Origin of the sequence: Zeimonas arvi (assembly GCF_008039575.1) — a bacterium.
In the GTDB taxonomy this organism is placed as follows: Bacteria; Pseudomonadota; Gammaproteobacteria; order Burkholderiales; family Burkholderiaceae_E; genus Zeimonas; species Zeimonas arvi.
On sequence record NZ_VDUY01000004.1, the window covers coordinates 301509 to 322843 of the forward strand.

Sequence of the window (21335 nt, forward strand, 5' to 3'; positions counted from 1 at the left end):
GGCGCGGGCTCGTGCTGCGCGCCGTGCGGCCGAATTCGTCGAAACCCCGATTGTCTCAGGTTCGCGTGTTCGGCCGGATCGCGGGGGCGGGGCGGGCGGACTGATCCCCTCCTGTCTGTGCTGAGGCGGGCCCGTCGAGGGCGGCGCCTGCGCTCTTTCCCGCGCCCGGTGCCGCGGCCCCGCCTGCGGCGGGGCTGCCCTCGCCCACCTCGGAATTCCGCACCCGCCTCGTAGGGGCTTCGCCCCGACGAGCGGGTCCCGCGGAATTCCTTTCGGTGGCGCTCGGCTTGCACAAGGGCGCGGGAAAGAGCGCAGGCGCCGCCCTCGACGGGCTCTTCGAACCCTGGCTTCGGCGGATCAGTCCGCCCGCCCCGCCCCCGCGACCCGGCTGCTGCCGTGCGCGCGCCACCAGTCGTGGAGTTGCGCGAGGGCGCAAGACACCAGCCGCGACCTTGCGTCGTCGGCCCGGCTGGTCAGCATCACGGGCACCTGCGCCCCGAGGACCAGCCCCGCCGCCTCGGCGTGGGCCAGAAAGGTCAGCTCCTTGGCCAGCATGTTTCCGGATTCGAGGTTCGGCACGATCAGCACCTGCGCGCGGCCGGCGACCAGCGAGGCGATGCCCTTGGTGCGGGCGGCTTGCAGGTCGACCGCATTGTCCATGGCCAGCGGGCCGTCGACCAGGCCGCCGGTGATCTGGCCACGCTCGGCCATCTTCGACAGGACCGCGGCGTCGATGGTGGACGGGATCGTGGGCGTGACCGTCTCCACCGCGGACAGGATGCCGACCCGCGGCTCGGGCAGGCCGCAGGCGCGCGCCAGGTCGATCGCGTTCTGCACGATGTCGACCTTGGCCTGGAGGTCCGGTGCGATGTTGATCGCCGCGTCGGAGATGAACAGCAGGTCGGCGATGCCGGGCAGGTCCATCGCGTAGACGTGGCTGATCCGCCGTCCGGTGCGCAGGCCGTCGTCGCGGCGCACGATGGCCGCGAGCAGCGTGTCGGTGTGCAGGTGGCCCTTCATCACCGCGCGCACGCGGCCTTCGCGGGCCAGCGCGATCGCGCGGCGGGCCGCTTCCTCGTCGCTCGTCACGTTGACGATTGGCACGCCGCTCAGATCGCGTTCCAGGTCGGCCGCGGTCTCGCGGATCCCGGCCTCTGCGCCGACCAGGACCGGCGCGATCAGGCCGGCGTCGCGCGCCTGCAGCGCGCCCTCCAGCGAGGCGGGATCGTCGGGGCAGACCACCGCGGTGGGCAGCGGCGGCAGGCCCGCGCAGGCCGCCAGCAGCCGGTCGAACTGCTCGTGCCGACGCACCAGCACTTCCGGCAACGCCGCGTCGGCGATCTCGATCCGGCGCTGCGGCGCGAAGACCTCGGCCTGGCCCTCGGCGATCGACTGGCCGCCGGTCGTGCCGCCGAGTCGTTCGATCCGGGTGTCGAGCAGCAGCAGGCGCGGCTCGCGCTTGTCGGCCACGGTGACCGTGACCTGCAGTTCGTCGCCGACCCGCGCACGGTCGCGGAACACCAGGGTCTGGGCCCGGTAGAGCGCGCCGGGGCCGGGCAGGCGGGTGCCGATCACGTTGCCGATCAGCGAGGCCAGCCACATCGACGGGGCCACCGCGCCGGTGCCGGGATCTCCGTCGGTGTCGAACCGGGCTTCCAGGTCCGGCAGGTTCGCCGGATTCAGGTTGCCCGAAACGTTGGCGAAGACGTAGAGGTCGGCCTCGGTGCAGACGCGGCGGATGCTTGCGCGGTCGCCGATCGCGATCTCGTCGAACAGGCGGTTGCTGAGCTTCATGGCCGCAATGCTAACCTGCCGGCATGCCCGCAAGCCTCGACGGAAAACTGGTGGTCGCGATCTCCTCGCGCGCGGTCTTCGACTTCGAAGAAGAGAACCGCGTGTTCGAGCAGGACGACGACGCCGCCTACATGGCGCTGCAGCGCGAGCGGCTGGACAGCCCCGCCCTGCCCGGCGTGGCCTGGGCGTTGGTGCGCAAGTTGCTGCAGTTCGACCCGCCGGGCCGCGGCGAGCGCGACCGCCGGGTCGAGGTCGTGGTCGTGTCGCGCAACGATCCGGTGAGCGGGCTGCGCGTCTTCCGCTCGGCCGCCAGCGCCGGCCTGCGGCTCGAGCGCGGCGTGTTCACCCGGGGGCGCGCGCCCTGGCGCTACCTGGCGCCGCTCAAGGCCAACCTCTTCCTGTCGGCCAACGCCGACGACGTGCGCGCGGCGCTGGCCGCGGGCATTCCGGCCGCGCGGGTGTTTCCCGAGTCGGTCAAGGCCTCGGAGTCGCATCCCGACGAGATCCGCATCGCCTTCGACGGCGACGCGGTGCTCTTCTCGGACGAGTCCGAGCGGGTGTTCCAGGCAGGCGGGCTTGACGCGTTCCAGCGGCACGAGGCGGACCGCGCCGCGCTGCCGCTCCCGCCCGGCCCGTTCATGCCGCTGCTGCAGGCCCTGCACCGGCTGCAGCGCGAGAGCGAGGCGTCGGACCCGGGGGTCGGCGCCGAGATGGCGGTCGTCGCGCCGATGCGGATCCGCACCGCGCTGGTCACCGCGCGCAGCGCGCCGGCGCACGAGCGCGCGATCCGCACGTTGATGCACTGGGGCATCGAGGTCGACGAGGCGCTGTTCCTCGGCGGGCTCGAGAAGGGCCCCTTCCTGAAGGAGTTCGAGCCCGACTTCTTCTTCGACGACCAGACCGGCCACTGCGAGTCGGCGGCGCGGGTGGCGCCGGCCGGGCACGTGGTGTCGGGCGTGGCGAACGAGGGCTGATCAGGCAGCGCCGCCGCGCGCGTCGTCGTACGCCGCGCCCCCGTCCAGCATCGCCGTGATGTCGGCTTCGCCGTAGCCGAGTTCGCCGAGCACCTCGGCCGTGTGCTGGCCGAGCAGCGGGGCCGGTTTGCGGATCTCGGTCAGCTCGCCGGTCGACTTGATCGGCAGGCCCAGGGTCTTCATCCGGCCGATCTTCGGGTGGTCCATCTCCACGACCATCTTGCGGGCGGCCACCTGCGGGTCGGCGAGCGTCTGCTCGAAGCTGTAGACCGGGCCTCCGGGCACGCCGGCCGCGTCCATCTTCCGGACCCAGTGCGCGCTGGGCGCGGTGGCGAACACCGCCTCGATGTCCCGCTCGAGGTCGTCGGCATGCTCGAGGCGATCGCCCGGCCGCGCGTAGCGCGGGTCGGCCAGCCACTCGGGCTTGTCGCAGACCTGGGTGCAGAAGGCCTGCCACAGCTTTTCGTTGCCGGCGCCGACCGTGGCGTAGCCGTCCTGTGTGCGATAGGCCTGGTAGGGCGCGGAGCGCCGGTGGCGGGTGCCGGTGGGCGTGGGGATCTCGCCGGCGCCGGCCCAGGCGCCGAATTCCCAGATGCTCCAGGCGAGTCCGGCCTCGAGCAGCGAGGTCTCCAGGTACTGGCCCTTGCCGCTGCGCAGCCGGCCGATGTAGGCGCCGAGGATCCCGTACAGCGCGGTGACGCCGCTGGCGATGTCGTTCATCGCGATGCCGACCTTGGCCGGCCGCCCGCCCGGGTAGCCGGTCATCATCATGATGCCGGACATGCCTTGCGCGATGATGTCGTAGCCGCCGCGCTTGCCGTAGGGGCCGGTCTGGCCGAAGCCCGACATCGACGCGTAGACCAGGCCGGCGTTGGTCCTGGCCAGGCTGTCGTAGTCGATGCCCAGGCGCTTGACCACGCCGGGACGGAAGTTCTCCATCACGATGTCGGCGCCGGCGGCCAGCTTCAGGAAGGCTTCCTTGCCGCGCGGGTCCTTCAGGTCGAGCGCCACGCTGCGCTTGTTGCGGTTGAGCACCGCGAAGCAGTAGGACTCGTCGTTGACCTTCGGGTCGAAGCGGCGCGAGGCGTCGCCGTCGGGGAAGCTCTCGATCTTGATCACATCGGCGCCCAGATCCCCGAGCACCATCGCGCAGTAGGGGCCGGCCATCACGCTGGTGAGGTCGATCACCTTCACGCCTTCGAGCGGCAGTGACATTTCCTTTTCTCTCCTGTTGCCCGGGGCCACGCGCCGCGGCGGCCCCGGCCTGGTTCAATGGCTTGCCCGCTTCACTCGATGACGGTGACCTGCGTCGCGTCGATCTCGGCGACCACGTCCTCGTTCATCTCGAACACCTCCTGGGGCCGCGCGGTCACGCGCAGCGGCTCGGAGAGTCCCGGGATGCGGATCTGGTAATCCCAGGATTCTCCCAGGTAGGCGCGCTGGTCGATTCGCGCGGACACGCAGAAGCGGTCGTCGGCAGCGGCAGGGGCCCGGCGATGCAGGTGGATGCACTGCGGCCGCACCGACACCTTCACCTGCTCGGGCAGGCCCTGTCCCAGCATGCGGCCCGGCAGCGCGAAGCCCCCGAAATCGACGTCGCCGCCGTGCAGGCGGCCTTCCAGGAAGTTGGTGCGGCCGATGAAGCCCGCCACGAAGGCGGTCTTCGGCCTGCAGTAGATCTCGAAGGGCTTGTCGATCTGCTCGATCCTGCCCTTGTTCATCACCGCGATCCGGTCGGAGGTGACCATCGCCTCGGCCTGGTCGTGCGTGACGTAGACCATCGTGATGTTGAATTCGTCGTGCAGCCGGCGGATCTCGAAGCGCATTTCCTCGCGCAGGTTCGCGTCGAGGTTCGACAGCGGCTCGTCGAGCAGCAGCACCGACGGTTGCACGACGATGGACCGCGCCAGCGACACGCGCTGCTGCTGGCCGCCGCTCAGCTCGGCCGGGTAGCGGTCGCGCAGGTGGCGCAGCTTGACGACGTCGAGGATCTGGTCGACGCGGCGGGCGATCTCGGAGGATTCGATCTTCCTGATCTTCAGGCCGAAGCCCACATTCTCGGCCACCGTCATGTTCGGCCAGATCGCGTAGCTCTGGAAGATCATCGACATGTTTCGCCGCTCCGGCGGCAGGCTGGACTCGGGCGAGGAGACGATCTTGTCGCCGACCGAGATCGTGCCGCCGGTGGGCGAGAGGAAGCCGGCCATCATTCGCAGCGTGGTGGTCTTGCCGCAGCCCGAGGGGCCGAGCAGCGAGACCAGCTCGCCTTCCTCGATCGTCAGGTTCAGGTTGTCGACGGCCACATAGTCGCCGAAGGCGCGGGAAACATTGCGAAGCACGAGCTTGCTCATGCGGAGGTTCTCCTGAGCATGAAGTCGCGGCCCATCAGGCGGAAGCCGATCAGGATCAGCGCGACGGTGATGACGACGAGGATCAGGCCGATCGACGCGAGCATCTCGAAGTTGCCCTCGTCGCTCTTGTCGAACAGCAGGACCGACAGCACCTGCGTGTCGATGGAGTAGAGGAAGATCGCGGCGCTCAGCTCCCGGGTGGCCGGGATGAACACCAGGATGAAGGCGCCGGCCAGGCTGCGCTTGAGCAGCGGGATCACGACGCGCCAGATCGCGGTGAAGCGGCTGCCGCCCAGGATGCGCACCGCGTCTTCCAGTTCCGGGTTGATGCTGCGTATCGCCGCGCTGCTGTTCGTGTAGGCGATCGGAAGGAAGCGGGTGGCGAAGGCCAGGATCAGGATCCAGGCGGTGCCGTACAGCGCGAAGGGCGGGTTGGCGTAGGCCGCGTAGAAGCCGATCGCCAGCACGATGCCCGGGATCACGAAGGGCGCCATCGTGAGGAAGGACAGCGTGTTGCCGAGACGCTTGCCGACCAGGTTGCGGTTGACCGCGTAGGCGATGCACAACGACAGCACGATCGCGATGATCGAGGCGCTGCCCGCGTAGGTGAACGTATTGAGCGTCGCGTCGCGGGTCAGGTTGTTCTCGAAGATCGTGAAGTACAGGTTGTCGAGCGTGAAGTTGTCGAGCGAGAACCCGCGCCCCCATGCCTTGGCGGTTGCGGCCTGCACGATCACCACCATCGGCATGAAGAAGGACAGCGTGCAGACCGCCAGGCAGAAGGCGAGCATCGGCCAGCGCCACCTGCCCAGCGCCACCGGCCGGCGCTCGCCGCCCTTGCCGGTCAGCGACACGTAGCCCTTGCGGCTGATGATCCGGCGCTGCAGCCAGAAGAGCAGCACCGTGATGCCCAGCAGCGGCATCGCGTAGGCCGAGGCCACGCCGACCCTTGGCGGGAACTCGAAGAACTGCCAGAGCTGGGTGGTCACGACGTGGAAGCGCCCGGGCAGCGCCAGCAGCGCCGGCGAACCGAACAGCGCGATCGCTTCGAGGAAGACCAGGATGAAGGCGCCGATGATCGCCGGCAGCGCAAGCGGCAGCGTGATCGACAGCGTGGTGCGCAGGTTGCCCGCCCCCAGGATGTTGGCCGCGTCCTCCATCTCCGAGGACACCAGGTCGAGCGCGGACTTGGTGAACACGAACACGTAGGGGAAGCTGTAGCAGGCGATCACCAGCACCAGGCCGGACATGCTGTAGATGTTGAACGGCCCGGAGTCCGCCCCGGTCAGCGCGACGAAGGCCCGGTTCAGCCAGCCGGCGTTGGGCCCTGCCAGCAGGATCCAGCCCACCGCGCCCAGGTAGGGCGGGATGATGAAGGTGCCAAGGATCGAGATCCAGATCAGCCCCTTCCAGGGCATGTCGGTGCGCGACAGCGCCCAGGCCATCGGAACGCCGAACACCAGGCACAGGCTGGCGGCCGACACGCCGAGGACCAGCGAGTTCAGCAGCGCGTCGATGTGGCGCGAGCGGCCGTAGGCCGATGCGTAGTTGGCCAGCGTGAACGCGCCTTCGCTGTCCTGGAAGCTGACCAGCAGCAGGCGGACGAGCGGGTTCACGACCAGCACGAGCAGCACGACGATGGCCAGGATCCAGACCCAGTAGGAGCGATCCATGTTGCGCAGCCGCTCGCCGAGCGAAGCTGGCCTGCCCGCGGCCGAGGCGGGTGGGGTGACGGTACTCATGTCGGATTTCCGGGGCGGTCGGGAAGGACCCGGGGCAGGCCCGCGAGGGGCCTGCCCGCGGGCGGGCACAGCCTGGGTCCGGAGCGTGCGCGCGGGGCGCGCGCGATCAGATCCCGAAGGTGTCGCGGAACTTCTCCTTCACTTCGGGGATGCCCTTGGCGATCTCTTCCTCGGTCGGGCGGACGACCTTGATCTGCTCGAGCGGCTTCTTGCCCGGGCCGACCGCGATGCCCTTGATCACCGACAAGGAGTGGCTCTTGACCTGGGCCTCGGCGGCCTCCTTGTCGAGCAGGAACTCGATGAACAGCTTGCCCGCGTTGGGCGAAGGCGCATTGGCCAGCACCGAGCTCGGCGACACCATCAGCAGCGCGCCGTCGGTCGGGTAGACGACCGCCAGCGGGTTGCCCTTGTCGCGGCTGAGCAGGGTGGTCGCCTCGGGGCCGGCGGCGACCCAGCGCTCCTTGGCGTTGAGCATGGTGACGGTATCGTTGACCGAGCGGCCGATCTGCGGATTGTTCTTCTCGAGCTTCTCGAAGTACTCCCAGCCATAGAGCTTGCGCATCAGCACCACCCAGGTGCCGACGTAGCCGCTGAAGGCCGGGTGACCGATCGAGACCTTGTCCTTCCACTTCGGGTCGAGCAGGTCGGGCCAGTTCTTGGGCGCGTCGGCTTCCTTGACCAGATCGGAGTTGTAGGTGATCAGCATCAGCGCGGCGGCGGTGGTCACCGAGTAATGCTCGGGGTCGCTGTACTCCTTCAGCGAGTCGACCATCTTCACGAGGTTGTGCGGCTTGTACTGCATCAGCGCGTCCATCTTGCGAAGCGCCGGGTAGTGGCTGACGTCGGTGCTGCTGAACACGGAGGCCACCGGGCGGTTCGCCTTCAGGTCCTGCTGCAGGCGCTGGAAGGCCACTTGCGCGGTGGTGCGCACGAAATTGCACTTCACGCCCGGATACTTCTTCTCGAACACCGAGCAGAGGTTCGCGATCTCCTCGGTGTTGTAGTGGGCGGTGTAGACGGTGAATTCCTTCTCCGCCTTGGCGGCCTCGTAGAGCTTGGCCTCCCAGTCGGCCATCTGCGCGCCGGCGCTTCCGGCCGAGAGGCCGAGGGCCGCGCAGGTGGCCGCGAGCAGGGTGCGGATCCGCAGTTTCATGGTGACTCCTCCATCTCGATGTCGTGGGCGAAGCTCTGTGCGGCTTCTGGGTGCCCGGGTTTGCCCGGAAACGAACACCTTGCCGGCTGGGCGGGCCGACGGTGCGTGGCACTGTGCGCTCAGCGGCCCTTGAAGGCCGCCGGGCGCTTCTCCATGAAGGCGCGGCGGCCCTCGACGTAGTCCTCGCTGTTGAAGCATGCATCGACGACGCGGTCGCAGAGCGCCTCGTCGCGCTCCGACTCGTCCTTCAGCGCCTCGCCGACGATCGTCTTGATCGAGGCCACCGTCAGGGGCGCATTGGCCGCGATCATTCGCGCATGGTCGGCGACATAGGCCTCGAGCTGCTCGTCTGCCACCATGCGGTTGATCAGGCCCATCTGCAGCGCCTCGGCCGCATTGAACTGGCGGGCCGTGAAGAAGATCTCCTTCGCGAAGGCCGGGCCGACCACGTCGACCAGCTTCTTCACGCCGGGCAGCTCGTAGCCCAGGCCGAGGCGCGCGGCCGGCACGCCGAAGCGCGCGCTCTCGGCGGCGATGCGCAGGTCGCAGGACAGCGCCAGCGAGACGCCGCCGCCGATGCAGAAGCCCTCGATCATGGCGATCGTGGGCTTGCCGACCAGGCGAAGGGCCTCGCCGCCGCGCTCGGAGATCCGGCGGTAGGCCTCGGTGCTCTCGGGCGTGGAGCGCTTCTGCTCGAACTCGGAGATGTCGGCGCCCGACACGAAGGCCTTGCCGCCGGCGCCGCGCGCGACGATCACGCGGATCGCCGGGTCGCGGGCATAGTCGTCGACGATCTCGGCCAGCGCCTCCCACATGTCGACCGAGACCGCGTTGCGGCGAGCCGGGTTGTTGAACACGATCCAGCCGATCGGGCCGTCCTTGCGGGCGATCATCTTCTCGGTGCGGGAAATCCCGGCTGCGTTCATCGTCGTCTCCTCTCGTTCTCTTCTTCTTGCGCCCCGGGGCGGGGTCAATCCAGCAGTTCCCGGGGCAACTTCATCAGCAGGTCGCTGACGAGTGGCGAGCCGCCCGGGTTCAGGTGCGAGAAGCCCTCCCTTGCCGCGGTTTCGCAGTCGTTGCGCAGGATGGCGTCGACGATCCGGGAGTGGCCGTCGTAGGAGACCCGCAGCCTGACGACCGCGCTGAATGCGTGCCGGCGATAGGCCTGGGTCCGCGTGCGCATGCGCAGGATCTCCTGGCGCAGGTAGGGATTGCGGGCGCCTGCGTAGATCAGCTCGTGAAAGCGCATGTTGGCCTGTTCCCAGCCCCGTTCGTCGTCGGCCCCGACCACCGCCTCGGCCTCGTGGTGCAGGTCGGACAGCGCCTGGCGCTCCGGCTTCGACATCCGGGCGCAAGCATAGCGGGCGGCCAGGCCTTCGAGGTCGGCGAGCAGTTCCCACATGGCGAAGAGCTGCGACACATCGAGCTTGGACACCACTGCGCCGCCGCGTGGCAACGCGGTCACCATGTCGGCGGCACGCAACTGCAGGAGCGCTTCGCGAACCGGCGTGCGGGAGACCCCGAACTCCGTCATCAGCCGCTCTTCGTCCACCGGGTCGCCCGGCAGCAACGCGCCGCTGCGGATCTGCGACTCGATGCTGTTCCGGATTCGCTCGCTGGCCTTCATCCGAATTTTTTATTTCATCCTCTGAATATTGTCAATCTTTAAAAATATATTTATAAAGTCTCACCGCATACAAGGAGTGAGGGGAATGGCGAAGATCACTGCGTCGGGCGCGCTCGAGGGCCTGCGTGTGCTGGACCTCTCCCGGGTGCGGGCCGGCCCCACCTGCGTGCGCATGCTCGCCGACTTCGGCGCCGACGTGATCCGCATCGAGCCGCCGCCGGGCGTGGATCCGAACGAGGGCATGTTCGCCGGCAATCGTCTGGGCGGCGACTTCCAGAACCTCAACCGCAACAAGCGGGCGCTGACGCTGAACCTGAAGAAGCCCGAGGGGCTGGAGGTGTTCAAGCGGCTGGTGAAGGATGCCGACATCGTGGTCGAGAACTGGCGGCCCGACGTCAAGGCACGACTCGGGGTGGACTACGCGTCGCTGAAGGCGATCAATCCGCGGATCATCCTGGCGAGCATCTCGGGTTTCGGCCAGGACGGCCCCTATGCGAAGCGCCCGGGATTCGACCAGATCGTCCAGGGCATGGGCGGCCTGATGGCGGTGACCGGTTTTCCCGAGACCGGGCCGATCCGCGCCGGCATCGCGGTGGCCGACTCGAGCACCGGCCTGTACGCGGCGATCGGCATCCTGGTGGCGCTGCGCGAGCGCGAGCGCTCGGGCGAGGGCCAGTGGGTGCACGCATCGCTGCTGCACTCGCAGGTGGCCATGATGGACTTCCAGGTCGCGCGCTACCTGAACGAGGGCGACGAGCCCCTGCGCGCGGGCAACGACCACCCGACCAGCTCGCCGATGGGGATGTTCCGCGCCGCCGACGGCGAGCTGAACCTGGGCGCGTCGGGGCAGGGCACCTGGGTCAGGCTGTGCAACACGATCGGCCGGCCCGAGTGGGTCGACGAGCCGGACTGGGCCAACGAGAAGCTGCGCGTGAAGAACCGGGCCCGGCTCAATGCCGCGCTCGACGAGGTGTTCGCCACGAACACTGTCGGCCACTGGGTCGACACGCTGAATGCCGCAGGGGTCCCCTGCGGGCCGGTGTACACGGTGCCGCAGATGGTCGAGGACGAGCAGATCCGGCACCTCGGCGTGGTCGAGGAAACACACACCTCGGACGGCAAGCCGATCCGTGTGATCACCCAGCCGGTGACGCTGTCGCGCACGCCGGCGGCGGTCGCCACCGCCGCGCCCTACTGGGGCGAGCAGACCGACGAGATCCTGCGCGAGGCCGGCTACGACGACGCCGGGATCGCTCGGATGCGCGCCGAAGGCGTGATCTAGCGAACGCCCGGCTCGTGCGGAAGAATTTCCGAACGAGCCGGAACAACACGAACGAACACTGGAGAAAGCAATGCCCGAATTGATCGTCAGGCGCGACGGCCCGATCGGCCGCGTCATCATCTCGAACCCCGCCAAGTACAACGCGATGTCCACCGACATGTGGGCGGCGCTGCCCAAGGCGCTCGAGCAGCACGATGCCGACCCCGAGGTGAGGCTGGTCGTCATCGAGGGCGACGGCGACAAGGCCTTCGTGTCGGGCGCGGACATCTCGCAGTTCGAGACCGAGCGCAGCGGCGAGGAGCGCAAGGACAGGTACGGCGATTCGGTGGAAGCCGCCTACGTGGCGCCGACCCGCTGCAGCAAGCCGGTCATCGCGAAGATCCGCGGCATCTGCTTCGGCGGCGGGCTTGGCCTCGCGGCGGCCTGCGACATCCGTTTCGCGCGTGACGACGCGCGCTTCCGGATGCCGGCGGGCCGGCTCGGCCTGGGTTACAACGCGATCGGCGTGCGCCGCTTCCTCGACGTGTTCGGGCTGCAGAACACCATGGACATCTTCTTCTCGGCGCGCATCTTCGGCGCCGAAGAGGCGGTGAAGATGGGCTTCGTGAGCCGCACGGCGCCGGCCGAGAGCTTCGACCAGATGGTCGACGAGTGGTGTGCCAACGTGGCCGAGAACGCGCCGCTCACGCTGCGCGCGCTCAAGAAGACGGTCAACCAGCTGATCCGCGACCCCGGCGATCGCGACATGGCCGCAGCCGAAGCCGCGATCGCGGCGTGCATGGTCAGCGAGGACTATCGCGAGGGCACCCGCGCCTTCATGGAGAAGCGCAAGCCCGAGTTCAAGGGCGCCTGAGGCCATGAAGACCGCCTGCGTACGGATCACCCGCTTCGGGCCTCCTGAGGTGCTCGAGGCGGGCGAGATCGAGATCGCCGCGCCGGGCGCCGGGGAGGTGCTGGTGCGGCACACGGGCATCGGCGTGAACTTCGTCGACGTCTATCACCGGGTGGGCCAGCTGCACGGCGACGGTCCGGTGCCGCCCTTCATTCCGGGCGTGCAGGCCAATGGTGTCGTCGAGCAGGTGGGCCCGGGCGTGGACGGACTCTCGGTGGGCGATCGCGTGACGCACGCGAACGTCGGCATCGGCAGCTACATGGCGAGCCGGGTGCTGCCGGCAGATCGACTGATCCGCGTGCCCGACGTGCTCGACGACGATGTCGTCGCGGCCTCCTACCTTCGAGGCCTGACCTGCCACTACCTGCTCAAGCGGCTCTACGTCGTCAGGCCCGGCGACACGGTGCTGGTGCATGCGGCCGCGGGCGGCGTCGGACAATTGATGGTCCAATGGGCGAAACGGCTGGGTGCGGTCGTGATCGGCACGGTGGGCACCGACGCAAAGGCCGAGTTCGTGCGGGGACTCGGCTGCGATCACCCGATCGTCTACAGCCGACAGGATTTCGTCGCCGAGACGATGCAGATCACCGGCGGCGAAGGCGTTCCGGTGGTCTACGACTCGGTCGGCCGCGACACCTTCATGGGTTCGCTCGACTGCCTCAGGCCGATGGGCATCGCGATCAACTACGGGACGGCGTCCGGGCAGGTGGAGCCCTTCCCCCTGCAGCGGCTGCACAGCAAGTCGCTGTCGGTATGCCGGCCGACCCTGCGGACCTGGATCGCGAAGCGCAGCGACCTCGAGACCGCGTCGCGCGAGTTCTTCGAGTTGCTCGCCGACCGCACGCTCAGGATCGACATCGCGGCGAAGCTGCCGCTGCGCGAGGCGGCCCGCGCCCACGCCTTGCTCGAAGGGCGGACGCTGAGCGGCGCCGTCCTGCTCGAGCCCTGAGCGCCCGTGTGGAACCCCCGACTTCGCTCGCGGCAGCGTCTTGCAGCGATGCGTTCCCGACCCCTTTGACGAGCCAACGTGTCCCGAGCCCGGGAAGGAGACAGAAGATGACAGATCGAACGTACGACAATCGCCGGCGGGTGCTCGCCGCGGCGCTCGGCCTGCCGCTGGCGGGCGCGATGGGCCGCGTGTTCGCGCAGTCCCGGGCCTGGCCGGACAAGCCGATCAGGATCGTGCTCGGCTATCCGCCGGGCGGCGCGGCCGACGGCACCGCGCGCCCGCTCGAGCCGAAGATGCAGGCGATGCTCGGCCAGCCGCTGCTCTTCGACTACAAGCCGGGCGCCGGTGCCACGATCGCGGCCGACTTCACTTCCAAGGCGCCCTCGGACGGCTACACCCTGCACTTCATCGATTCCGGCCCGATGACCATCCTGCCGAACGGCAAGAAGCTCGGGTACGACCCGTTCGCGAGCTTCACCCCGATCGGCATGGCCTGCGACGGCGGCACCCTGCTCGTCGCGCATCCGTCGGTCAAGGCGAACACCGTGCAGGAGCTGATCGCCGAGGCGAAGGCGAAGCCGGGTGCGCTGGGCTACGGCACCTCCGGGATCGGCGGTGCGGGCCACCTGGCCGCCGAGCTGTTCCAGTCGATGACGAACACCCGGATGACGCACGTGCCCTACAAGGGAGGCAGCCAGGCGGTTGCCGACCTGGTGGGCGGCCAGGTGCCGCTGCTCTTTTCGTCGATGGCCACCGCCATTCCCCACGTGAACACCGGCAAGATCAAGGCGATCGCGGTGACCTCGTCGACCCGCGCATCGGCGCTGCCCAAGGTGCCCACGGTGGCCGAGCAGGGCCTGCCGGGCTTCGAGGCCAGCGTCTGGTTCGCGCTCGTCGGGCCGGCAAAGCTGCCGGCGGAGATCGTGGCGAAGGTGAACGCCGCCCTGAACGCGGCGCTCGCCGAGCCGGCGGTGCAGGAAGCGATCCGCAAGCAGGGCTACGAGCCGGCGGCAAGCAGCCCGGATGCCTTCGCGGCGCGAATCCGCGCCGACTACGACAAGTGGGGCAAGGTGATCCGCGACGCGAACATCAGCTTCGCCTGACCGCGCCCCCGGGTGCTCAGCCCCGGGTGTGCAGCTTCATCGTGGCGGCCTCGAAGTGCCCGGCCACCGCGTCGGGCAGGCAGGCGAGCGCGCGATCGATCTGCTCGTCGATCGCCTGCCGGTCGTCGCGGCCCGGCCGGTGCAGCACGAAGTCGGCCACCTGCTGGTTCAGCTGGAGGCTGCGCGGGTGGCCGATCCCCAGGCGCAGGCGCCAGAAGCCCGGGCCGCCCAGCCTGGCCGTGATGTCCTTCAGGCCGTTGTGGCCGGCGCTGCCACCGCCCTGCTTGAGCTTGACCTGGCCGGGCAGCAGGTCGAGCTCGTCGTGTGCGACCAGGATCTGCTCGGGCGCGATCCGGTAGAAGCCCGCCAGCGCGGCGACCGCGAGGCCGGATCGGTTCATGTAGGTCGTGGGCTCGAGCAGCCAGACCTGCTCGTGGCCGATGCGAGCGCGGGCGACCCGGCCGAAGAACTTCGTTTCGTTCGAGAAGCTTCCGCCGTGGGCGCGGGCCACGGCCTCCACGAACCAGAAGCCGGCGTTGTGCCGGTCCTCTTCGTGCTCGGGCCCGGGGTTGCCGAGGCCCACGATCATCCGTATTCCGTTCATCTCAACCCTCGAGGCGGATCGTGTCCGGCCAGCGGTGCCGGAGCCAGAGCCAGGCGCCGAGCCCGACGCCCAGCATCGCCAGTGCCATCCAGGCCATGGCAACGGTCGAGTGCATGACCATCGGCGCGATGACGCCGGCCACCACGCCGTTGGCCGCGCTGGCCACGAAGGACTGCAGCGAAGAAGCCATGCCGCGCCGGGCCGGGTAGAGGTCCAGCACCATCAGCGTGACCACCGGCACGTTCAGCGACCAGCCGAAGGCAAAGAGCGCGATCGGGATCAGCGCCCACGACACGTGGGGATCGAACAGCAGGTTCGCGATCAGGTTGACGCTGGCCATCGCGAACATGATGACGAAGCCGTGGCGCACCTGGCGCCGCCTGGGGATTCGTCCCGCCATGCGCCCGCTGACCCAGGCGCCGCCCATGATCCCGCTGATCGTGAGCACGAAGAACCAGAAGAATTCGGTGGGGCCCAGCCCCAGGTGCCCGCCCAGGAAGGCGGGCGCCGACAGCACGTAGAGGAAGAGCCCGTTGAAGGGAACGCCGCTGGCCAGCGCCAGCAGGATGAAGCGCGGGTCGGCGCCGAGCTGCAGGTAGCCGCGGAACAGGTGGCCGGCCTCGAAGGGCTGCTTCTGGCTGTGGTGCAGGGTCTCGGGCAGGAAGCGCCAGACCGACAGCCAAAGCGTCGCGGCGATCGCCGCCAGGAACCAGAAGATCGTGTGCCAGTCCGCGTGCACGAAGAGCCAGCCGCCGATGATCGGCGCGATCGCCGGCGCCACGCCGAAGTAGATCGTGACCTGAGACATCACGCGCTGCGCGTCGGCGGGCGGGAACATGTCGCGGATCACCGCGCGCGAGACCACCATGCCGGCGCCGGCCGAGAGCCCTTGCAGCGTGCGGAAGAAGACCAGCTGCCCGATCCCCGAGGCGAGCGCGCAGCCGACCGACGCCGCCGCGAAGACGGCGACCGCGACCAGCACCACCGGGCGCCTGCCGAAGCTGTCGGACAGCGCGCCGTGGAAGAGGTTCATCAGCGCGAAGCCGAACAGGTAGGCCGACAGCGTCTGCTGCATCTCGACCGGCGTGGCGCCGATCGAGGCCGCGATGCCGGAGAAGGCCGGCAGGTAGGTGTCGATCGAGAACGGCCCGAGCATGCCCAGTGTGGCGAGCAGGGCGGCCAGGGCCCAGCGCGGCCCGCGCCAGAGTCGGTCTGCTTCAGGGTTCATCGTCGGTCCAAATGAAAAGGGCCCGGAACAAGCCGGGCCCCGAGGGCCTGTTCACACTCCGATCGTCCCTGCGTGAGCCCCGAGTGCGCGCGCTTTCGGGGCTCACCCTTCGGGCCAAGGCCTTCAAGACGGCCATCCATCGTTACCGGCTCCTTGCGTGGCACCGCCACGCGCGTCGCCGGCGCCTCGTCTGGCCGTCTTGAAGGCCTTGGCGCAGGGACGATCGGAGTGTGAACAGGCCCTGGGCGCCCCGTGCCGGCGGCGCCATTTTCCGCGTTGCGCGGCCGGTTGCGCGAGCAGTGCCGGCCGTGCAGGTTCCGGATTACTTCGCTTCCTCGCCTTCCTCGCCCTTGGCGCCAGCCGGGACGGTGACGGTCACGATGGCGGGATTCTCGCCGCCATGCTGCGCCAGGCTCACGCCGGCCGGCAGCTTGATGTCGCTGGCGTGGACGGTCTGGGTGGTTTCCAGGTTCGACAGGTCGACCTCGATGAAGCTCGGCAGATCCTTGGGCAGGCAGGTGATCTCGATCTCGTTGACCACGTGGCCCACGATCGCCGCCGACAGCTTGACCGCCGGGGAGATATCCTGGTTCACGAAGTGCAGCGGCACCTTCATGGTGATCCGTTCGCCGGCGGCGACTCGCTGGAAATCGATGTGCATGACCAGCGGCTTGTACGGGTGCCACTGGACGTCGCGCAGCAGTACCTGCACGGTCTTGCCGTCGAGCTCCATGTCGAGGATCGACGAGTGGAAGGCCTCGACGCGCAGCGAGTGATACAGCGGATTGTGCTCGATCGCGACCGCGGTCGGCTCGACGTTTCCGCCGTAGACGATTCCGGGGACCTGACCGGCACGGCGCAGGCGGCGGCTCGCACTCGAACCCTGCTCCTTGCGGGATGTTGCAACGACTTTCATCGTCATTTCCTTTCAATGTTTGCCCCGGGTCCGCGACCAGAACGACGGGGCGTCTCGAATTGTCCGGCAGCCGCGAGGCGCCGGACGCCAAAAAATCGGGAGCGGTCGCTCAGGCCCCGCCCGGGGCCTGCCGCGATCGCCGGGAATCAGTCAACGAAGAGCGAGGACACCGAGTCCGCCCGGTTGATCCGCAGGATGGTCTCGGCCATCAGTTGCGCGCAGGACAGCTGGCGGATCTTGCCGCACTCGCGCGCCGCATCGGACAGCGGGATCGTGTCGACGACGACCAGCTCGTCGAGGGCCGGGTCACCGATCCGGGCGATCGCGCCGCCCGACAGCACTGCGTGCGTGCAGTAGGCGATCACCCGCTCGGCGCCGTGCGCCTTGAGCGCCGCGGCGCCCTTGACCAGCGTGTTCGCGGTGTCGACGATGTCGTCCATGATCACGCAGGTGCGGCCGGCGACATCGCCGATGATGTTCATCACCTCGGCCACGTTGGCCTTGGGCCTGCGCTTGTCGATGATGGCCAGGTCGCAATCGAGCCGCTTGGCCAGCGCGCGGGCGCGCACCACGCCGCCCACGTCGGGCGAGACCACCAGCAGGTCTTCGAACTGCTGCTGGTGCACGTCGGCCAGCAGCAGCGGCGCGGCGTAGATGTTGTCGACCGGGATGTCGAAGAAGCCCTGGATCTGGTCGGCATGCAGGTCCATGGTCAGCACGCGGTCGACGCCGGCGGTCTCGAGCATGTTCGCGACCACCTTGGCGCTGATCGCGACGCGCATCGAGCGCACCCGGCGGTCCTGGCGGGCATAGCCGAAGTAGGGCACCGCGGCGGTGATCCGGCCGGCCGACGAGCGCTTGAGCGCGTCGACCATCAGGATCAGCTCCATCAGGTTGTCGTTCGTGGGCGCGCAGGTGGGCTGCAGGACGAAGACGTCTTTCCCGCGGACGTTCTCGAGGATCTCGACGTTGACCTCGCCGTCGGAGAAGCGTGCGACGGTGGCACGGCCCAGCTGGAGCTGGAGGTGCTTCGCGACCTCGGCCGCCAGTTTCGGGTTGGCGTTGCCCGTGAAGATCATCAGACCTTCCGGACTCACGACGTCGGCGTTACGACGGTAACCGTGAAGCATGGTCGACTCGAGGTTTTTGAGAGGTGGCTGGGGAGGAAGGATTCGAACCCTCGCATGCCGGAATCAAAATCCGGTGCCTTAACCAACTTGGCTACTCCCCAGCATTCTGACCGCGGGTGGCATTCGCCGGCCTGACGGCCGGTTTCAGTCACCCGGGGCAAAAGCCCAGTCCGAGAGCGGATGCCTGGCCAGCGAGCGGGCGACGACGACGTCTCCGATCGGCTCGGCCGAGCCGTTCCGGCGCCGCGACAGATCCTGCTGGATCGAGGCCGCGACCGATTCGTCGGGTACCGGAAGAAACACGCAGGACCCGGAGCCTGTCATTCGAGCCGAACCGGCATCGAGACCGACATGCTTGGCAGCCTGCCCGAGAGCCGAAAGTGCCGCTGCCACCGCCGGATTGGCAGCGCAGACGACGGGCTCGAGGTCGTTTCTTCCGCGACGAGCGGAACTCTCTCGCGAAAGACCTGAGATTGTGAGGGGTTTCGTATCCCGTGTCAAATCGGGGGCCGAGAACACGCCGGCGGTGGAGACCGGGACCGGCGGGACCACGATCACGTGCAGCGCCGGCGGCAGGGGCAGGGCCTGCAGCTTCTCGCCGATCCCGGTGGCGTAGGCGGTGCGCCCGAACACGAAGAAGGGCACGTCGGCGCCGAGCCGGACGGCGAGCCGCATCAGCTGGCGCCGGGTCAGACGGAGGTCCCACAGGCGGTTGAGCCCGAGCAGCATCGTGGCGGCATCGGAACTGCCGCCGCCCAGGCCGGCGCCCATCGGGATGCGCTTGTCGATGGCGATGTCCACCCCGAGCCGGCAACCGGTTTCCTCGGCCAGCAGGCGGGCGGCGCGCACCGTGAGGTCCTGCTCCGGCGTGACGCCCGGCAGCGTGTCGCGCCGGATCAGCGCGCCGTCGTTGCGCACCCGCAGTGTGAGCCGGTCGCAGAGATCGACCATGTCGAAGACGGTCTCGAGCAGGTGGTAGCCATCGTGCCGTCGCCCGGTGACGTGCAGGAACAGGTTCAGCTTTGCCGGGGCGGGAAGGTTGCGCAGTTCTTCGATCATGGAAGGGCGCGCTCAGGAGGCGTCGTCGACGATCAGCTTCAGGTTGATCTCGAGCCTGCCGTTCGGGGCGGCAGGCCAGTCCAGGTTCAGGCGCGCGGGGCCGGCCGGGCGCCAGTCGTCGAGCCGGATGGCCCAGCCGCGCTCGGTGCCCGCCGCCGGGCGACCCTCCGACGTCTCGCTGGGGTTGGCGAGGCGCCCGCGCAGCCAGCGGGGCAGGTCGCCCACCGGCATTCGCCAGCCGAAGACCTGTTCGGTGAGATCCTCGGCCGATGCGGCCTCGTAGCGCCGCCCCTCGGAGGTGAGCAGCTCGGCACGGCCGCCTTGCAGCGAGGCGGTGGCCAGGGTCTGGCCGAGCGGGGAGAACAGTTCGAGCAGCGTTGCGCCGGAGCGGGACTCGATGACGAAGCGACCGCTGGCGCGCTCCACCCGTGGCTCGGCGCCGGGCTCGGTCATCGTGACCGCGAAGCGCCCGGCCCATCGGCTGGCTTCGAAGGACACCGGCAGCGGCGCGGGCGGCGCGCCGGGCGTGGCGCAGCCGGCCGCGAGCAGCGGCAGCGCGGCCAGCCAGCCGAGCGCGGCCCGTCGGCCGGTCATCGCGGGGCGCCCCTCACAGCTGGGCCCCCAGTCGCGCCAGCGTGTCGCGCAGGGTTTCACTGTCGGGCTCGAGCTTGCGGGCTTCGCGCCACAGGCGCCGGGCCTCGTCGCGCTCGCCGCTCACCCACAGCACCTCGCCCAGGTGGATCGCGATCTCCGCCTCGGGGCTGGCCTGCCAGGCCCGGCGCAGGTAGTCGAGGGCGCCGGGCAGGTCGCCGCGGCGGTAACGCACCCAGCCCATGCTGTCGAGGATGTGGGCGTCGTCGGGGCGCAGCTCCAGCGCCTTCTCGATCAGCTGCTGGGCCTCCTCGAGGCGGATGTTCCGGTCGGCGAAGGTGTAGCCGAGCGCGTTGTAGGCGTGCGCGTGGTCGGGGCGAAGCGACATCAGCTTGCGCAGGCTGCCTTCCATCAGGTCGAGCCGATCGACCCGCTCCGCGGCCATTGCGTGGTCGTAGAGCAGGTCCGGATTCTCCGGCAGGCGCTCGAGCGACTTGCCGAGAAACGCGAGCGCCTCGTCGTAGCGGCGGCCCTCGCGCAGCAGCTGCGCCTCGGCGGAGATCAGCTGGACCCGCTCGCGGTTGGTCGACACGGTGGTCTCGCGCAGCAGCTGGCGCGCGTCGTCGAGCCGGCCCTGGCGGGCGACCAGCAGGGCGCGGCGGATCAGCGCCGGCATGAACTGCTCGCCGCGCCGCACGTTCGCGTAGCGGGCGATTGCCTCGTCGGTCCGGCCGGCGTTCTCGGCGATCTGGCCAAGGAAGAGCCAGGCCGGGTTGTCGTTGCGCTGGACGGCCTCGGGCAGCGCGATGTAGCGCTTCAGGTAGGACTCCGCGACCTCGGGCTGCTTGGCCTGCCAGGCGAGCTGCGCCAGCGAGAAGAGGATCGCCGGGTTCTGCGGCTGCTGTTTCAGCGCCGCCTCGAACTGGGCCCGCGCCTCGTCGTTGCGCTCGGCCGAGGCGAGCAGCCTGGCCAGCGCGAAGCGCGCCTCGAGCGAGTCGGGCTTGCGGGCGACGAAGCCCTGGAGCAGCGCGATCGCGCCGTCGGGCCGGGCCTCGCCTTCGGCGATGTGCTGGGCGGCTGCCACGGCGATCGACTCGTCCTCGGGCGCGAGCTCCACCGCGGTCCTGGCCTCGAGGGCGGCGCGGGCGCCGTCTCCGGCTGCCGCCGCCTGCGCGGCCAGTGCCAGGCGAGCCTGCGGCACGCCGGCGTCGGCGGTGGCCAGCCGTTCGAGCATTGCCAGCGCGGCGGTGCGGTCGCTCGCCCTGGCGAGCGCGCGCTGCAGCCCGTCGTAGGCCTCAGGCAGGCCGCCTTCGGTGCGCGCGCGCTCCAGCCGGGCGGCGAGCAACGGTTCGGCTTCGGCCAGCCGGCCGGCGCTCAGCAGCAGCATCTCGAGGGTCTGTGCCGCCAGCCGGGAGCCCGGCGCGAGCTCGCTCCAGAGCTGCGCCGCGGGCAGGGCCCGCTCGAGCGAGCGTTCGGCCAGCGCGATCTCGGTGGCCCGCCGCGCCAGGCGCGGATCGCGGGTCTGGCGCGCCATCGACAGGTAGGTCGTGGTGGCGCTGGCCAGCTCGCCGCGCTGCGCGGCGATCTCGGATGCGAGCAGCTGGAACATCAGCTGCGAGCTGAGCTCGACCTCGGGGATCGGGCCGGCGTCGTCGGCCTGGTGCGGGTCGCCGGCCGGGCCGGCGCGCGGCGCCTCGCGCCCGGAGGGCGTGGCATCCGGACCGTCGTTGGCACGCTCCTGCCGGGCGACCGGCGCCGGGGCGCCCGCAGCGGCGGAATCCGGATCGGCGGAACCCGTGGCGCAGCCGGCCAGCAACACGGCGAACGGAAGCGCCAGCAGCGCTGTCGAATGGCGCGGCGCGAGCCGACAGAGGAGATTGCCGGAGCGAGCCGGAGCCTTCGATTTCATGGGGCGATGTTAGGTTCAATTACACTGCCGG

General features: G+C 69.5%; 19 protein-coding genes and 1 tRNA gene. 5 read left to right on the plus strand and 15 right to left on the minus strand.

Features of this window, described 5'->3' with window-relative positions:
• Positions 1–357: 357 nt before the first annotated feature.
• On the minus strand, positions 358–1794 hold the full coding sequence (locus FHP08_RS11735; protein ID WP_147704637.1) for a bifunctional enoyl-CoA hydratase/phosphate acetyltransferase: 1437 nt from the start codon (positions 1792–1794) through the stop codon (positions 358–360).
• A 23-nt stretch (positions 1795–1817) separates the two neighbouring features.
• Between FHP08_RS11735 and FHP08_RS11740 the strand changes: the two genes are divergently transcribed.
• Complete coding sequence (locus FHP08_RS11740) at positions 1818–2768, plus strand: 5'-nucleotidase (RefSeq protein WP_147704638.1); 951 nt, start codon at positions 1818–1820, stop codon at positions 2766–2768.
• Here FHP08_RS11740 and FHP08_RS11745 read toward each other — a convergent pair whose 3' ends face one another.
• The 6 genes from FHP08_RS11745 to FHP08_RS11770 all read right to left on the minus strand — a co-directional run bounded on the left by FHP08_RS11745 (position 2769) and on the right by FHP08_RS11770 (position 9641).
• A complete protein-coding gene (locus tag FHP08_RS11745; protein WP_147704639.1) occupies positions 2769–3983 on the minus strand; it encodes a CaiB/BaiF CoA transferase family protein in 1215 nt (404 codons plus the stop codon).
• 71 nt (positions 3984–4054) lie between these two features.
• Complete coding sequence (locus FHP08_RS11750) at positions 4055–5119, minus strand: ABC transporter ATP-binding protein (RefSeq protein WP_147704640.1); 1065 nt, start codon at positions 5117–5119, stop codon at positions 4055–4057.
• Positions 5116–6861, minus strand: coding sequence for an ABC transporter permease (locus FHP08_RS11755; protein ID WP_147704641.1), 1746 nt, complete (start codon positions 6859–6861; stop codon positions 5116–5118). Before FHP08_RS11755 ends, FHP08_RS11750 begins: the two co-directional genes overlap by 4 nt.
• Before the next feature lie 106 nt (positions 6862–6967).
• Positions 6968–8014 carry an ABC transporter substrate-binding protein gene (locus FHP08_RS11760; protein ID WP_187272277.1) on the minus strand — a complete coding sequence of 349 codons (1047 nt, stop codon included), beginning with the start codon at positions 8012–8014 and terminating at the stop codon, positions 6968–6970.
• Positions 8015–8133: 119 nt separating this feature from the next.
• Positions 8134–8940, minus strand: coding sequence for an enoyl-CoA hydratase (locus FHP08_RS11765; RefSeq protein WP_222707878.1), 807 nt, complete (start codon positions 8938–8940; stop codon positions 8134–8136).
• Positions 8941–8984: 44 nt separating this feature from the next.
• On the minus strand, positions 8985–9641 hold the full coding sequence (locus FHP08_RS11770; RefSeq protein ID WP_147704643.1) for a GntR family transcriptional regulator: 657 nt from the start codon (positions 9639–9641) through the stop codon (positions 8985–8987).
• 85 nt (positions 9642–9726) lie between these two features.
• On the opposite strand from FHP08_RS11770, the gene FHP08_RS11775 reads away from it, so the two are divergent.
• The 4 genes from FHP08_RS11775 (at position 9727) to FHP08_RS11790 (ending at position 13867) form a co-directional block, all read left to right on the plus strand.
• Positions 9727–10923 carry a CaiB/BaiF CoA transferase family protein gene (locus tag FHP08_RS11775; RefSeq protein ID WP_147704644.1) on the plus strand — a complete coding sequence of 399 codons (1197 nt, stop codon included), beginning with the start codon at positions 9727–9729 and terminating at the stop codon, positions 10921–10923.
• Positions 10924–10993: 70 nt separating this feature from the next.
• Positions 10994–11776, plus strand: coding sequence for an enoyl-CoA hydratase (locus FHP08_RS11780; protein ID WP_147704645.1), 783 nt, complete (start codon positions 10994–10996; stop codon positions 11774–11776).
• 4 nt (positions 11777–11780) lie between these two features.
• Positions 11781–12764, plus strand: a complete 984-nt coding sequence (locus tag FHP08_RS11785; RefSeq protein ID WP_147704646.1) for a quinone oxidoreductase family protein — start codon at positions 11781–11783, stop codon at positions 12762–12764.
• Positions 12765–12871: 107 nt separating this feature from the next.
• Positions 12872–13867 (plus strand): tripartite tricarboxylate transporter substrate binding protein, encoded by a 996-nt coding sequence (locus FHP08_RS11790; RefSeq protein WP_147704647.1) that lies wholly within the window; start codon positions 12872–12874, stop codon positions 13865–13867.
• A gap of 16 nt (positions 13868–13883) precedes the next feature.
• On the opposite strand, the gene pth is transcribed toward FHP08_RS11790, so the two are convergent.
• The 8 genes from pth to FHP08_RS11830 form a co-directional block, all read right to left on the minus strand.
• Positions 13884–14471 (minus strand): aminoacyl-tRNA hydrolase, encoded by a 588-nt coding sequence (pth, locus tag FHP08_RS11795; RefSeq protein WP_147704648.1) that lies wholly within the window; start codon positions 14469–14471, stop codon positions 13884–13886.
• A 1-nt stretch (position 14472) separates the two neighbouring features.
• A complete protein-coding gene (locus FHP08_RS11800; protein WP_147704649.1) occupies positions 14473–15699 on the minus strand; it encodes a multidrug effflux MFS transporter in 1227 nt (408 codons plus the stop codon).
• Between the two features lie 322 nt (positions 15700–16021).
• A complete protein-coding gene (locus FHP08_RS11805; RefSeq protein ID WP_147704650.1) occupies positions 16022–16615 on the minus strand; it encodes a 50S ribosomal protein L25/general stress protein Ctc in 594 nt (197 codons plus the stop codon).
• Positions 16616–16761: 146 nt separating this feature from the next.
• Positions 16762–17712, minus strand: a complete 951-nt coding sequence (locus FHP08_RS11810; protein WP_147704651.1) for a ribose-phosphate pyrophosphokinase — start codon at positions 17710–17712, stop codon at positions 16762–16764.
• Between the two features lie 57 nt (positions 17713–17769).
• Positions 17770–17846: transfer RNA gene (locus FHP08_RS11815), tRNA-Gln, on the minus strand.
• 43 nt (positions 17847–17889) lie between these two features.
• Positions 17890–18804, minus strand: a complete 915-nt coding sequence (gene ispE / locus FHP08_RS11820; protein ID WP_147704652.1) for a 4-(cytidine 5'-diphospho)-2-C-methyl-D-erythritol kinase — start codon at positions 18802–18804, stop codon at positions 17890–17892.
• A gap of 12 nt (positions 18805–18816) precedes the next feature.
• Positions 18817–19398 carry an outer membrane lipoprotein LolB gene (locus FHP08_RS11825; protein WP_147704653.1) on the minus strand — a complete coding sequence of 194 codons (582 nt, stop codon included), beginning with the start codon at positions 19396–19398 and terminating at the stop codon, positions 18817–18819.
• A 13-nt stretch (positions 19399–19411) separates the two neighbouring features.
• The gene (locus FHP08_RS11830; protein WP_147704654.1) at positions 19412–21304 is read right to left on the minus strand and encodes a tetratricopeptide repeat protein; all 1893 of its coding nucleotides are present in this window, start codon (positions 21302–21304) and stop codon (positions 19412–19414) included.
• Positions 21305–21335: the final 31 nt, after the last annotated feature.